The sequence below is a fragment of the Micromonospora sp. M61 genome (assembly GCF_018070245.1).
Taxonomy (GTDB): Bacteria; Actinomycetota; Actinomycetes; order Mycobacteriales; family Micromonosporaceae; genus Micromonospora; species Micromonospora zamorensis.
In genome coordinates this window covers 48,159-62,619 of record NZ_JAGPYA010000013.1, presented here as the reverse complement: position 1 = coordinate 62,619, position 14,461 = coordinate 48,159, and the positions used below count along the sequence as shown (strand labels likewise).

9 protein-coding genes are annotated in these 14,461 nt (G+C 71.1%); 4 read left to right on the top strand and 5 right to left on the bottom strand.

Features of this window, described 5'->3' with window-relative positions; translation table 11 throughout:
* The first annotated feature begins 50 nt into the window (after nucleotides 1-50).
* Entirely contained in the window at nucleotides 51-2,180 is a 2,130-nt protein-coding gene (helR, locus tag KBX34_RS10070; RefSeq protein ID WP_307871368.1) for an RNA polymerase recycling motor ATPase HelR, read from the top strand.
* A 76-nt stretch (nucleotides 2,181-2,256) separates the two neighbouring features.
* Here the strand turns inward: helR and KBX34_RS10065 are convergent, their stop codons facing one another.
* Together KBX34_RS10065 and KBX34_RS33490 are read right to left on the bottom strand one after the other, a co-directional pair.
* Nucleotides 2,257-4,329, bottom strand: coding sequence for a PQQ-dependent sugar dehydrogenase (locus tag KBX34_RS10065; RefSeq protein ID WP_210924620.1), 2,073 nt, complete (start codon nucleotides 4,327-4,329; stop codon nucleotides 2,257-2,259).
* Between the two features lie 122 nt (nucleotides 4,330-4,451).
* A complete protein-coding gene (locus tag KBX34_RS33490) occupies nucleotides 4,452-4,592 on the bottom strand; it encodes an RNA polymerase sigma factor (RefSeq protein WP_247666796.1) in 141 nt (46 codons plus the stop codon).
* A 12-nt stretch (nucleotides 4,593-4,604) separates the two neighbouring features.
* On the opposite strand from KBX34_RS33490, the gene KBX34_RS33485 reads away from it, so the two are divergent.
* On the top strand, nucleotides 4,605-4,883 hold the full coding sequence (locus KBX34_RS33485; protein WP_247671661.1) for a hypothetical protein: 279 nt from the start codon (nucleotides 4,605-4,607) through the stop codon (nucleotides 4,881-4,883).
* Here the strand turns inward: KBX34_RS33485 and KBX34_RS10055 are convergent.
* The gene (locus KBX34_RS10055; RefSeq protein WP_210924619.1) at nucleotides 4,880-5,584 is read right to left on the bottom strand and encodes a hypothetical protein; all 705 of its coding nucleotides are present in this window, start codon (nucleotides 5,582-5,584) and stop codon (nucleotides 4,880-4,882) included. The genes KBX34_RS33485 and KBX34_RS10055 overlap by 4 nt on opposite strands.
* Before the next feature lie 194 nt (nucleotides 5,585-5,778).
* Between KBX34_RS10055 and KBX34_RS10050 the strand changes: the two genes are divergently transcribed.
* Nucleotides 5,779-6,576: an SAM-dependent methyltransferase gene (locus tag KBX34_RS10050; RefSeq protein WP_141909927.1), complete on the top strand. Its 798-nt coding sequence runs from the start codon at nucleotides 5,779-5,781 to the stop codon at nucleotides 6,574-6,576.
* A gap of 56 nt (nucleotides 6,577-6,632) precedes the next feature.
* Here the strand turns inward: KBX34_RS10050 and KBX34_RS10045 are convergent, their stop codons facing one another.
* The gene (locus KBX34_RS10045; protein WP_210924617.1) at nucleotides 6,633-7,355 is read right to left on the bottom strand and encodes a cellulose binding domain-containing protein; all 723 of its coding nucleotides are present in this window, start codon (nucleotides 7,353-7,355) and stop codon (nucleotides 6,633-6,635) included.
* 216 nt (nucleotides 7,356-7,571) lie between these two features.
* On the bottom strand, nucleotides 7,572-8,669 hold the full coding sequence (locus KBX34_RS10040; protein WP_210924615.1) for a winged helix DNA-binding domain-containing protein: 1,098 nt from the start codon (nucleotides 8,667-8,669) through the stop codon (nucleotides 7,572-7,574).
* Nucleotides 8,670-8,988: 319 nt separating this feature from the next.
* On the opposite strand from KBX34_RS10040, the gene KBX34_RS10035 reads away from it, so the two are divergent.
* Nucleotides 8,989-14,451 (top strand): carboxyl transferase domain-containing protein, encoded by a 5,463-nt coding sequence (locus tag KBX34_RS10035; RefSeq protein WP_210790543.1) that lies wholly within the window; start codon nucleotides 8,989-8,991, stop codon nucleotides 14,449-14,451.
* The last annotated feature ends 10 nt before the right edge of the window (nucleotides 14,452-14,461 follow it).

Genomic DNA, 14,461 nt, shown 5'->3' with positions numbered 1-14,461 from the left:
CCAGAATCTGCCGAATTGGAAGTTCCCATTTGAATTCCTTGCCCACCTCCGTGTTCGATCTCCCCGATCACCTCTCCCCCAAGGCCGACCCGGGGCTGATCGGCCGCGACGAGCAGCATTTCGCGACGATGGCGGAGAGCCTTGATCAGCTGAACGCCGAGCTGTCCGAGCGCCTTGCCGCCGAGCGCAGGGCGCCCGGCGGCAAGGGCCGGCAGGCGATGGACCGGGACGAGGAGATCCGTCGGCTGACCGGCCGCCTGCGTGCGCTGAGTCGCTACGGTCTGGACCTGTGCCTCGGCCACGTGGTCGGTGCGGACAACCCCGAGCCCGTGTACGTCGGACGTCGCGGCCTCACCGACAGCGAGGGTCGGCGGCTGCTGCTCGACTGGCGCTCGCCCGCCGCCGAGCCGTTCTTCGGCGCGACCCACGCCAACCCGATGGGTCTGTCGAGCCGTCGCCGGTACCGGTGGACGCGCGGCCGGATCAGCGACTACTGGGACGAGGTCTTCACCCCGGACGGGTTCGTGGGGCACGCCGTCGCGCTCGACGACCAGTCCGCGTTCATCGCCAGCCTCGGCAGCGCCCGGTCGACCCGGATGCGGGACGTGCTCAGCACCATCCAGGCCGACCAGGACGCCATCATCCGAGCGGGATCGGCCGGGGCGCTCGTCGTGGACGGCGGTCCAGGCACCGGGAAGACCGTCGTCGCGCTGCACCGCACCGCCTACCTGCTCTATTCCGACCCTCGCCTGGGTCAGCGCCGGGGTGGCGTGCTCTTCGTCGGGCCGCACCAGCCCTACCTGGCCTATGTCGCCGACGTCCTGCCCAGCCTCGGCGAGGAGGACGTGCAGACCTGCACCCTGCGGAACCTCGTCGGCGAGGGTGCCGGGGCGACTGTCGAACCCGATCCGGACGTGGCCCGGTTGAAGTCCTCCGCGAAGCTGGTCGGAGCGATCGACGCCGCGGTCAGGTTCTACGAGGACCCACCGGTCAAACCGATGACGGTCACGACCGACGAGGCCGACATCTGGCTGGGTGCCGACGACTGGGCCGACGCGTTCCAGGCGCCCGGGCCGGGCACCCCGCACAACGAGGCGCGAGACGAGATCTGGGAGGAGTTGCTCACGATCCTCGTGGACAGGTACGACGGCGACGAGCCGGACGACGTGATCCGCAGGTCGCTGCTGCGCAACAGGGAGCTGCGCGCGACCTTCAACCGCGCCTGGCCCCTGCTCGACGCCGCCGACATCGTGGGAGACCTGTGGTCGGTGCCCGCGTACCTGCGCACGTGCGCGCCCTGGCTCAGCCCGGCGGACGTCCGGAAGCTGCAGCGCGACGACACCCGGGCCTGGACCGTGTCCGACCTACCGCTCCTGGACGCGGCACGGCGGCGCCTCGGTGACGCGTCGGAGCGTCCGCGTCGGCACGACCCCGCCGCCGCCGTCGAACGCGAGCACCGGGCCCGGGTCGTCGACGAACTGCTCGCGGCCGACGCCTACGACGACGGCGAGGGCCTGCTGACGATGCTGCACCAGCCGGACCTTCGCGACGCCCTGGCCGACGAGTCCGCGCTCCCCGCCGCCGATCCGGATCTGCTGGCCGGCCCGTTCGCCCACATCGTCGTGGACGAGGCCCAGGAGCTGACCGACGCCGAGTGGCAGATGCTGCTGGCCCGCTGCCCGTCGCACAGCTTCACCATCGTCGGGGACCGCGCCCAGGCCCGGCACGGGTTCACCGAGTCGTGGCAGGAACGCCTGGAGCGCATCGGGCTCGACCGGATCTCGCTGGCCACCCTGAGCATCAACTACCGGACCCCGGAGGAGGTCATGGCGGAGGCCGAGCCGGTCATCCGGGCTGTGCTCCCCGACGCCAACGTGCCGACCTCCATCCGCAGCAACGGGCTGCCCGTCGTCCACGGATCGGCCGCCGAGCTGGGCGCGATCCTCGACGCCTGGCTCGGTGAGCACGCCGACGGGACCGCCTGCGTGATCGGCGATCCGACGTTCCCACCGACGTCCCGCGTCCGGTCGCTGAGCCCGGAGCAGGCCAAGGGTCTCGAGTTCGACCTGGTCGTCCTGGTCGACCCGGAGGCGTTCGGCACGGGCATCGAGGGGGCGGTCGACCGCTACGTCGCGATGACCCGGGCGACCCAGCAACTCGTGATCCTGACGAGTTCCTGACGGCACGAGCCGTCTCCGCGGGGCCACCACGTGGGTGGCCCCGCGGAGACGTCGCTCACTGAACCGCTGCGGTCCCCTAGTTGCCGAGCGTGACGTGCAGGATCCGCTCGTTGCTGTTGTTCGGGGTGCTGTCCTTGTCGCCGGTGTTGGTGGTGGTCAGCCAGAGCCCTCCGTCGGGAGCCGGCTCCACCGTCCGCAACCGACCGTAGGTGCCGCTGAAGTACGTCTGCACGTTCGTCAGACTGCTGCCGCTGATCACCGCGCGGTACATCCGGGCACCACGCGCGCAGGCCACGTAGAGCGCGTCCCGCACGATCGTGATGCCCGAGCACGACCCTTCGGCGGTGGGATAGGTACGCGCCGGCGCGATGAACCCGGCGGTGCCGCACGTGCCGCTGGTGCCCTCGCACGCCGGCCAGCCGTAGTTGCCGCCCCGGGTGATCAGGTTGGTCTCATCCATGACCGAGTTACCGAACTCCTGCTCCCACAGCCGGCCCTGCGAGTCGAACGCCAGCCCCTGCGGGTTGCGGTGGCCGTAGCTCCACACGTAGTTGCCGAACGGGTTGTCGGAGGGAACGGTGCCGTCCGGGTTGAGGCGCAGGATCTTGCCTTCGAGGGCCGCCCGGTCCTGTGCGTAGTTGCCGTTCTGCGCGTCACCCGTGCTGGCGTACAACTTGCCGTCCGGGCCGAACCGTAGGCGCCCACCGTCGTGGTACTTGTTGCGCCGGATGCCGCTGACCAGCACCTGCTCGCTGGCCGTGTTGAGTCGCCCGTTCTCCAACCTGATCCGCACGATCCGGTTGTCGCTGGGCGAGGTGTGCATGATGTACAACCAGCGGTCGCTGCTGTAGCTGGCCGAGATGGCGAGCCCGAGCAGGCCGCCCTCACCGTCGGTGCTCTGCACGTTCGGCACCGTGCCCAGGTTGGTCTTGGCGCCGGTGGTGGGGTTGAGCTGGATGATGTCGTGCGCGTCGCGGCGGTTGTAGAGCACGTTGCCGTCGGGCAGCGTCACCAGGCCCCACGGGATGTCGGTGTCGGTGGTGACCTGGCGCACCCCGCACACCGGGTTGCCGCACGCCGCGCCGGTCGTCACTGTCGTCGTGCCGCTGCGCGAGGAGGCGTTGTCCTGGGAGTCCCGCGCCACCACGTAGTACTGGTACGCGGTGTTCGCGGCCAGCCCGCTGTCGGTGAACGTGGTCGCCGGCGGCGCGCCGGTGACCGTGCCGACCTTCACGCCGGCGCGGTAGATGTCGTACGCCCGGACCCCGATGTTGTCGCTCGACGCGGTCCACCGCAGTGTCACGGTGGTGCCCGACGCGGTGCCGCTGAGCTGTTGTGGCGCGGTCGGCGGCTGGGTGTCGGCCTGGCAGGGCGGCGGCGTGATCGAGACCGTGGTGCTCGCCTGGGACACGTTGCCGGCGGCGTCGCGGGCGTTGACGTACAGGCCCCAGGTCGCGCCGGCGACCACCGTGAGGGTGGTGGACAGCGTCGTGCCGCTCACCGATTTCATCAGCTGGCCGTCGTGGTAGACGTCGTAGAAGGCGACAGCGACGTTGTCCGTCGAGGCGTTCCACGCGAAGGTCACCGAGTTGCAGGTCAGGCCACTCACCCGCGGGCTGCCCGGCGCCGTGGGCGGCTGGCTGTCGCTGCCGCCCAGGGCAGTCGTCCACCGTTGGTTGGTCTGCCCGTTGCAGGTCCAGAGACCGACAGTGGTGCTGTTGGCGGTGCCCGCGCCGGTCACGTCCAGGCACAGGCCGGACTGGACGCCGACGATGGTCCCATTGGTGTTGATCCGAAAGCGCTGGTTGGCACCACCGGTGCAGCCGTTGATCTGCAGTGCGGCCGGCGCGGTGGTGTCCTGGCCGACCACGTCGAGACACATCGTCTCGTTGTAGACCCGCAGCTCACCGGCCGAGGTGAGGCTCCACGCCTGGTTGGCCTGACCGTTGCAGTCGTAGATGTTGATGCCGGCGCCGGCGGTCCGCACGTTGCCGACCACGTCCAGGCACCGGCCGCTGGCCACGCCGACCACCGTCGACGGTGCCGCTGCGGCGGCCGGCACGCCGACGGCCACGGTCAGCAGCGTCACCGCCGCCATCACCGCCGGCAACAGCCGCCGTCGTGGTTTGGTTCGCGCGATGACTCGCATCCGTCCTCCAGGATCAGGGCGTCGCCCAACGATAGACATCGACTATCAAAGATGCATTCGTCGCACAAGTCAAACGATGTCACTCGATCGGGGGCAAACCCGCAGAACGGCGTACGCTTCGCTCAGCCGCCCTCCAACGACTCCCGCACGTGCCGACGAGCGTGATGGATCCGGGACTTCAGCGTGCCGACCGGAATGCCCAGTTGCCCGGCGATCTCCTGGTAGTCGAGCTGACACAGATCGCGGAGCACGAGTGCCGTCACCAGCTTGTCGGGATGAGCCGCACCCTGCGTGCGGCCGAGCCGACGCTGCCCGATCACAGTGGCTGCACGGATGCCGCCGACCGGACGGTCACCGTCGGCACCCTCGGTGGGATCGTCACGCACTGGACGCGATGCGGGGGCACGGAGACGTCGTTCAGCGAGGTCACCCTGGTCGCGGCCGACGGTTCGTTCGGCGTGTACGTGCAGGTCAAGCAGACCGACGGCGTGGACCGCACCGACGAGGTCCTCGGCACGCTGCGGGTGGACACGTCGGTGGTCACGCAACGCTAGTACCGTTCCCAGTTTCCGCTGCCGTCGGCCTTGCGCCACCGTCTGGTCTCGGTGTTGCCGTCGAGTTTTCGGACGGTGGCCTCCACGTTCTGGCCCACCACCCGGTACGAGACGAAGGTCATGACCCGGTCGCCGGTCGGGCTGGAGTCGTCTCCCAGGATGACCGGCCACGCGTACCGGTTCCGGCCGTTGTCCCCGAGCTGAACGGGCACGAGGGCCTGCCGCCGCGAGGCGTCGGGGTTGCCCAGTTCGACGAGGACCAGCGCGTCCTCGGTCGAAGGGGCGTTCGCCGGCTCCTCGACGATGAACTCGGCGTACACCGGCCGGGCACCGCCGGGCAGGATCCTGCACGGCACGTCGAGGCCGTTCGACCCGTTGCGGAACGACACGGAGTCGTCGGACTCACCGCAGAACCTCAGGTTACGGATCGCCGCGTTGGGCCAGTTGGTCCGCCTGATCTCGCTTTCCTGAGTGGCCGGCCCGGAGGTGCGGGTGGCCGCAGCTTCCGGGGTGGAGCTACGGGTGGCCGGAGCACTCGGCCCGGAGCTGGTCGGCGCCGGAGCACCCGGTGTCGACGGGCTCGCGCTGCCAGCCGGAGAGCCGGCGGGCGCCGCCTCGCCGCCGACACGGTCGACGGATGACGTGCACCCGGTGACGAACGTGAGGGTGAGCACCACACCGGAAATCAGCTTGCCGCGCATGGCTGGTCCCTTTCTCCGCGGGTCTGTCACAGGGTTGGATACCCCGCCACGGGCATTGGTTCACGCGAAACTCCTACCGTCGAGCTGCTCTGGCAGACCGAACGCCGGCGTCGACAGTGGACCGCCCGGGAGTACGATCCCGGTCACACCGCAGAGGTGATCTCCCGCCGACGACCCCTCGATAGGAGCCTGGCATGGCCGGCCCGGACGCCGAACTCACCGCGAAGCTTCAGCCCGACGTGCCGCACGCGGCCCGGATCTGGAACTACTGGATGGGCGGCAAGGACAACTTCCAGTCCGACCGGGCGGCCGGCGACGCGGTCGCCGAGGTCTACCCGGAGATCGTCCTCATGGCGCAGCAGTCGCGCCTGTTCCTGGTGCGGGCCGTGCGGTACCTGGCGGCCGAGGCGGGCATCCGGCAGTTCCTGGACATCGGCACCGGCCTGCCCACCATGCAGAACACGCACGCGGTCGCCCAGGGGGTCGCGCCCGACTCGCGGATCGTCTACGTGGACAACGACCCGATGGTGCTGGTGCACGCGCGGGCGCTGCTGGCCAGCACGACGTCCGAGGGTGTCACCACCTACGTACCCGCCGACTACCACGACCCGGAGAGGATCCTCGCCGAGGCGGCGCAGACGCTCGACTTCGACCAGCCCGTCGCGGTGATGTTCATGGGCGTGATGGGCTACGAGCCCGACCTCTCCGTGGTGCGCTCGATCGTCGAGCGGACCATGGACGCGATGCCCTCCGGCAGCTACCTCGTGCTCTGGGACGGCACCAACACCAGCCCGGCTGTCGTCTCCGGTGCCGAGCGACTGGCACAGAGCGGCGGCGTCCCGTACATCCTGCGCAGCCCGGCGGACCTGGACAGTTGCTTCTCCGGCCTGTCGAAGGTGGAGCCGGGCCTGGTGCCGATCCCCCTGTGGCGACCGGACGAGCCCGACGTCACCGCGATCGACGCCTACGGCGCGGTGGCCCGTAAACCCTGACCGACAGCACGCCGCCCCCGCTCGCGCCAGCACGGCGGGAGCGGGGCGGACGTCGTTTACCGGGCGCAGGCCATCGTCAACCCGTCGGGCACCGCGCTGGTCGTCACCAGCATTCCGAACGTCGTCGCACCGTCCAGCGCCAGCGCCCCGTTGTGCGAGGCATTGCGGACCGTGACGTCGACACCGACGGTCTCGGCCACGCCACCCCAGACCGACTGGACGCGCTCGTCACCGGACCACCGCCAGGACACCAGCCACCGGTCCAGTGGTTGGGTCCCGGTGTTGCGGACCGTGACCGTAGCGACGAAGCCGTTGCCCCAGCGGGCGTCGATCGTGGCCGTCGCGCGGCAGGATGCCAGCGATGCCGTCCGCGCCGACGCGTTCATGAACGGGTGCCGCCGACCGTCGACGTCGGTCAACCGGTACCAGTACTCCGTGTCCGGGGTCAGGCGGTCGACGGTGACCGAGCCGTCGCGCTCCGGCCCGGAGACGGCCACGGCAACCGGCGTCCGCCACTGTTGGGCGTCCTCACGGCTGGCGAAGAGGCTGACGGTCATCGGCGGGTCGTAGCCGCAGGGTGGGCGGAGGAAGATCGAGTACGAGATGGTGGCGCTGGTGGTGGTGACCCCGGCGACGTTGGTGGTGATCGGCAACACGGGCGGGCAGGTGAGCGTCGGCGAGGGCGTCGGCGTGGCCGTGGGCGTGGGCTCTGTGGTGCCGCTCGCCCCGCCCCAGACGGCGAGCGCGACGGTCGTGACGGCGAGGAACATGCGAAGCATCGGTACCTCCGGTGGTTGCCGGGCACCGCTGACCGAGATCGCAGCCGGTGCCGTGCTCAGGATCCGGTCGCCGACGAGGACTGCCCGGCACGGGTGAACTGGCCACCTCGTGCGTCCTGTGGACCGGAGAGGGTGTGGTGCGCGCTGGCTCCCGAGCACGACCGAACCACATCATGGCAGTCGACAATCATCGATACAAGGCCGTTGGGGTTGGCCTCACCGGGGCGACGCGGCGACCCGCACCCGGTCGCTCTCCTTGTCGGAGAGGAACAGCGCCAGTGCCTGCCCCTGCTCGGCGACGGCGGTGCGGTCGGCCCGGGAGAAGCCGGTCAACGGGTTGACGGTCACCGTGCCCGCCTCGACGCTCCAGGTCGCGGCGACCCGGCCGTCGACCAGCACCACGCGCTCACCGGCCACGGACAGGCCGCGGTGGGCGTCGTCGATGATCCGGCTGCGGTCGTCGTAGCCGAGGATCGCGTTGTCGAACGCCGGGAGGAAGCGCACCGGAGCGGGTGTCTCGGGGTCGGGGCGTGGTGCGTCGGCAAGGTCGATCAGCTTTCGGCCGCGCTCGTCGCGGAAGGTGATCAGCTCGTCACGCATCGCGGTCACCGCAGCCGGCAGCCCGGCGAGGCCGGACCAGGCGCGCACGTCGGCCGTAGCGGCCGGCCCGAACGCGGCCAGATAGCGCCGTACGAGGATCTGGCCGACGGGATCGGCGTCGTCCGGCGTCGGCGGGTGGACCTCCCGACCCAGCCACGCGGAGAGCAGGGCGTGTCGGGCGCCGCCCTTCATCCGCCACACTCCGCGCGGCGGCAGTTGGGTCAGCGGGACGAGGGCCATCGCCATCTCGCCCAGGGCCTGCGGACCCGGTGTCGGCCAACGCTCGCCGAGCGCTCGCCCGATCTCTGGCATCGAGCGCGGCTCACCGTCGGCCAGCAGCGCCCGCGCCGCTGCGGCGAGCTCGTCGAGGCCAACCCCGTCCAACTCGCCGCGGTAGACCCCGAGCACCCGCTGGCACAGCATGGCCTGGTGCCGGGATCGCCAGGCCAGCGCGTCGTCGGCGACGAGCAGGTGCACGGTGCGGCGCATGAGATGGGTACGCACCACCTGTCGCTGGGTCAGCAGGGTCGAGAGCACCGCGGGGTCGAAGGTGCGCAGCCGCGACCAGAGCCCGACGAAGGGTTCCTGCGGTTCCTGCGCCTGCAGGCCGCCGAGGTGCGCGACGGCGTCGAGGACCGGAAGGTCGGCGCGATCGAGCAGCAACTGCCGGGCGAGCGTCGCGCGGTTGAGCGCCCGCGGGTCGAGAACGGTCACCTCCTCATTGTCAGGCCCGGGGGGACAGTCACTGACGACGCGGCCGGTCGACGGGGCGGGTCACCGGGAACGAGCCGTACGTCACGCCCGGCGCGAGCCTCCCGGTCGAGGTGACGGTGATCCGGGTGCCCGCCTGGGCTACCGTGGCGGTCGCGGGCTGCGGGGACACCAAAAACTTTTGTTCACTTCCTACAACTGAGAGACGGTTGGTTCGGTGGTTGCGCCATAGCGCTGGCAGCCGCCAGCCGGAAAGGTGATCACTGCTGGGAGCCGTCGTCTCGCGGCACGCAGTTCAAGGTCTAGCTAAGGGGTCAGTCGGGTGTTCAACCGTGTCGCCATCGTCAACCGTGGTGAAGCCGCCATGCGGCTCATCCACGCGGTCCGCGAGTTGGCCGCGGAGACCGGCAACCAGATCGAAACCGTCGCTCTCTACACCGACGTCGACCGCACCGCCACCTTCGTCCGCGAAGCGGACATCGCCTACGATCTCGGTTCCGCGTCTGCCCGCCCGTACCTCAATCTGGCGGTGCTGGAGCGCGCCCTGACGGAGACCGGGGCCGACGCCGCCTGGGTGGGCTGGGGTTTCGTCGCCGAGGATCCCGCGTTCGCGGAGCTGTGCGAGAAGATCGGCGTCACCTTCGTCGGGCCGAGCCCGGACGCCATGCGCCAGCTCGGCGACAAGATCGGCTCCAAGCTGATCGCCGAGGAGGTCGGCGTGCCGGTCGCGCCGTGGAGCCGTGGCGCCGTCGAGACCCTGGACGCCGCTCGCGCCTCGGCAGCCAAGATCGGCTACCCGCTGATGCTGAAGGCGACAGCGGGCGGCGGCGGGCGCGGCATCCGCGTGGTGCGCACCGAGGCCGAGCTCGTCGACGCGTACGAGCGGACCAGTCAGGAGGCCGCGCGGGCCTTCGGCAGTGGCATCGTGTTCCTGGAACGCCTGGTCACCGGGGCCCGGCACGTCGAGGTCCAGGTGATCGCCGACGGGCAGGGCACCGCATGGGCGCTCGGGGTGCGCGACTGCTCGGTGCAGCGACGCAACCAGAAGGTCATCGAGGAGTCGGCGTCGCCGGTGCTCGACCCGGCGCAGGCCGCCGAGCTCAAGACGTCGGCCGAGCGGCTGGCCATCGCGGTCGGCTACCGCGGCGCGGCGACCGTCGAGTTCCTGTACCACCCCGGCGACCGGCTGTTCGCGTTCCTGGAGGTCAACACCCGCCTCCAGGTCGAGCACCCGATCACCGAGTTGACCACCGGGTTCGACCTGGTCAAGGCGCAGCTGCACGTCGCCTCCGGTGGGCGGCTCGAGGGCGAGCCGCCGATGGAGCGCGGGCACGCCATCGAGGCCCGCCTGAACGCCGAGGATCCCGACCGCGACTTCGCGCCGTCGCCGGGGCGGATCGCGCGGCTGGACCTGCCCAGCGGCCCCGGCATCCGGGTGGACACCGGCGTCAGCGAGGGCGACACCATCCCGGCCGACTTCGACTCGATGATCGCGAAGATCATCGCGTACGGCCGCAACCGCGACGAGGCGCTCGGCAAGCTGCGTCGGGCGATGGCGAACACCACGGTGATCATCGAGGGTGGCGCGACCAACAAGAGCTTCGTGCTCGACCTGCTCGACCAGCCCGAGGTGATCGACGCCAGCGCCGACACCGGCTGGATCGACCGCGTCCGCGGTGAGGGCCGACTCGTCACGCACCGCCACTCCGCGGTCGCCCTGGCGGCCGCCGCCATCGAGTCGTACGAGGAGGAGGAGCGCGCCGAGCGGCAGCGGCTGCTGTCGACGGCGTCCGGTGGGCGCCCGCAGGTGCAGCACGCCAGCGGCCGACCGCTGGACCTCAAGCTGCGCGGTGTCGGCTACCGCACCCGCGTGGCACGGGTCGGCCCACACCGGTTCCGGGTCGGCATCGAGGCGGGCACCGTCGTCCGCACCGCCGACGTCGAACTCGACCGGTTCGACCGGCACACCGGCCAGATCGTCGTCAACGGCATCCGATACCGCCTGCTCACCGGCACGTACGGGCCGACCCACCTGGTCGAGGTGGACGGTGTGACGCACCGGGTCAGCCGCGACGAGGGCGGCGTCCTGCGCTCCCCGATGCCGGCACTCGTCGTCGCCACACCGCTGGAGGTCGGCGCCGAGGTCGAGGCGGGCGCTCCGGTGCTGGTGCTCGAAGCGATGAAGATGGAGACGGTGCTGCGCGCGCCGTTCAGGGCGCGGCTCAAGGAGTGCGCCGTCTCGGTGGGCAGCCAGGTCGAGGCGGGCGCGCCGCTGATGCGCCTGGAGCCGCTCGCGGACGACGCCGAGGAGACCACGGACGACCCGACCGCCGAGACCGTCGAACTGGACCTGCCGACCGCCTACGAGACCGTTCCGGCGGATGAGCGGGGCAGGCGCGGTCAGGAGGACCTGCGGGGTCTGCTGCTCGGCTTCGACGTCGACCCGCACGACGACCGTCGGGTGCTCGACGGCTATCTCGCCGCGCGGCGGGAGGCCGCCGAGGCCGGTCACCGGCCACTGGCCGCGGAACTCGACCTCATCGAGGTGTTCGCCGACCTCACCGAACTGAGCCGCAACCGGCCGACGGGTGAGGACGGCGGCGCCGCCCACGTGCACAGCGCGCGGGAGTACTTCCACACCTACCTGCAGAGCCTCGACGTCGAGCGGGCCGGGCTGCCGGACGCCTTCCAGACCAGGCTCGCCAAGGCACTCGGCCGGTACGGTGTCACCGACCTGGAACGCTCCCCCGCCCTCGAAGCCGCCGTCTTCCGGATCTTCCTCGCCCAGCAGCGCGCGTCCGCCGACGCCACGGTCATCGCGACCCTGCTGCGCGCCTGGCTGCGGGAGACCCCGCCGGACGAGAGTTTGCGCGAGCCCGCCGGCCTGGCGCTGGAGCGGCTGATCGCCGCGACGCAGGTCCGCTTCCCCGTGGTCGCCGACCTCGCCCGCGGCGTGGTGTTCGCCTGGTTCGCCCAGCCGCTGCTGCGCCGCAACCGCGCCCGGGTCTACGCCGAGGTCCGTGGGCACCTGCGGCACCTGGACGCGCACCCGGACGCGGCGGACCGCGCCGAGCGCATCGCCGAGATGGTACGCAGCACCGAGCCACTGGTCCGGCTGCTCGGCCAGCGGCTCGTCCGCGACCACCTCGACAACGCGGTCATGCTGGAGGTGCTGACCCGCCGGTACTACGGCAACAGGGCGCTCACCAGCGTGCGTACCCAGGAGGCCGCGGGCTGCACGTTCGTGGTCGCCGAGCGCGCCGATTCGAGCGTGGTCTCCGCCGCGGTGAGCTTCGACGCGTTGGGCGGTGCGCTGCGCGGGCTGGCCGAGCTGGCCGGCGACGAGGACTCCGTCGACGCCGACATCTACCTCGGCTGGGAGAACCAGCCGGAGGACTTCGACGCGATGGCGGCGGCGCTGGCCGAGGTCATCGCCGCGCACCCGCTGCCGCCTCAGGTCCGCCGGGTCACCACCACCGTCGCGGGTCGCGGCGGAGCGGTGATGCACCACCACTTCACCTTCCGGCCGTCGGGCACCCAGCTGACCGAGGACCGGCTGATCCGCGGCCTGCACCCGTACATCGCGCAGCGGATGCAGTTGGAGCGTCTGCACAAGTTCGACCTGACCCGGCTGCCGTCGTCGGACGAGGAGGTCTACCTCTTCCAGTGCGTGGCGCGCGAAAACCGGTCGGACGAGCGCCTCGTGGCGTTCGCGCAGGTGCGTGACCTGACCGAGCTTCGCGAGCAGGACGGCCGACTGGTCGCGCTGCCGACGACCGAGGACGCCATCGCCGCCTGCCTCGACTCGATCCGCCGCGCCCAGTCGCTGCGGCCGTCGAAGACGCGCTTCAACACCAACCGGATCGTGGTCTACGTCTGGCCGCCGAGCGAGCTCACCCGCGAGGAGATGGAGATGATCGCCGGGCGCGTGCGCCCGACGACTGCGGGGGCAGGGCTGGAGGAGATCCTGTTCATCGCGCGCCAGCGCGACCGCCGGACCGGCGAGCTGACCAAGATCGCCGTACGGATCTCGTTCGACGCCGCGGGCGGCGCGGAGCTGGCCGTCGGCGAGCCGCCGGTCGAGGCGATCGAGCCGCTCGACGAGTACCGGCTCAAGGTGTTGCGGGCGAGCAGCCGCAACACGGTGTACCCGTACGAGCTGACCGGCAGGCTCGGTGACTTCGTCGAGCACGACCTCGACGACGACCACGCGCTGCAGCCGGTGGACCGGCCGCGGGGGCGCAACAGCGCCGCGATCGTCGCCGGGGTGGTCACGACGCCGACCGAGCGCTACCCGCAGGGCGTCACCCGGGTGGTGCTGCTCGGCGACCCGACGAAGTCGCTGGGCGCCCTGTCCGAGCCGGAGTGCCGGCGCGTGATCGCCGCCCTGGACCTGGCGGAGCGGATGCACGTGCCGCTGGAGTGGTGGGCGCTGTCCGCCGGCGCCCGGATCTCGATGACGTCGGGCACGGAGAACATGGACTGGGTGGCCGCGGCGCTCAAGCGGATCGTCGAGTTCACCCAGGCCGGTGGTGAGATCAACATCGTGGTCGCGGGCATCAACGTCGGCGCGCAGCCGTACTGGAACGCCGAGGCGACGATGCTCATGCACACCAAGGGCATCCTGGTGATGACCCCGGACTCGGCGATGGTGCTCACCGGCAAGCAGTCGCTGGACTTCTCCGGTGGCGTGTCGGCCGAGGACAACTTCGGCATCGGCGGCTACGACCGGGTGATGGGCCCGAACGGGCAGGCACAGTACTGGGCGCCGAACCTGACGGCCGCCCGGGACGTGGTGATGGCGCACTACGACCACACGTACGTCGCGCCCGGCGAGGACGCGCCCCGGCGGGCGGTCACCACCGACCCGACCGACCGCGACATCTCCGACTTCCCACACGACGTGGCGGGCAGCGCCTTCGCCACCGTCGGGGAGATCTTCTCCGTCGAGGCCAACCCGGACCGCAAGAAGCCGTTCGACATCCGTACGGTGATGCGGGCGCTCTCCGATCAGGACCACCCGGTGCTGGAGCGCTGGGCGGGCATGGCCGACGCGGACACCGCGGTCGTGCAGGACATCCACCTCGGTGGCATCCCGGTCTGCCTGCTCGGCATCGAGTCCCGGTCGGTGCCGCGGCACGGCTTCCCGCCCACCGACGGTCCGGACACCTACACGGCGGGCACGCTGTTCCCCCGCTCGTCGAAGAAGGCAGCGCGGGCCATCAACGCGGCCAGCGGCAACCGGCCCCTCGTCGTGCTGGCGAACCTGTCGGGCTTCGACGGCTCACCGGAGTCGATGCGCAAGCTGCAACTGGAGTACGGGGCCGAGATCGGCCGGGCGATCGTGAACTTCCGGGGGCCCATCGTCTTCTGCGTGATCTCGCGCTACCACGGCGGTGCGTTCGTGGTGTTCTCGAAGGCGCTGAACCCGAACATGACAGTGCTCGCGCTGGAGGGCTCGTTCGCCTCGGTGCTCGGTGGCGCGCCCGCCGCCGCTGTGGTGTTCGCCGCCGACGTCAACGCCCGTACGGCGGCCGACCCCCGCGTGCGGGACCTGGAAGCCCGCGTCGGCGCCGCGGCCGGCACCGAACGCGCCGCGCTGACCGCGGAACTCGACGAGCTGCGCTCGTCGGTGCGCGCGGAGAAGCTGGGCGAGGTGGCGACCGAGTTCGACCGGGTGCACAACATCCAGCGCGCCGTGCAGGTCGGCTCGGTGGACGCCGTCATCCGCGCCGCAGAGCTGCGTCCGCGCATCATCGAGGCCATCGAGGCCCGCCTGGGGTGAGCGGACGGGA

Coding starts and splice junctions, on each gene's coding strand:
- KBX34_RS10065 (WP_210924620.1), bottom strand. CDS start 4,329: ATGCGAGTCATCGCGCGAACCAAACCACGACGGCGGCTGTTGCCGGCG.
- KBX34_RS10055 (WP_210924619.1), bottom strand. CDS start 5,584: ATGCGCGGCAAGCTGATTTCCGGTGTGGTGCTCACCCTCACGTTCGTC.
- KBX34_RS10050 (WP_141909927.1), top strand. CDS start 5,779: ATGGCCGGCCCGGACGCCGAACTCACCGCGAAGCTTCAGCCCGACGTG.
- KBX34_RS10045 (WP_210924617.1), bottom strand. CDS start 7,355: ATGCTTCGCATGTTCCTCGCCGTCACGACCGTCGCGCTCGCCGTCTGG.
- KBX34_RS33485 (WP_247671661.1), top strand. CDS start 4,605: ATGAGCCGCACCCTGCGTGCGGCCGAGCCGACGCTGCCCGATCACAGT.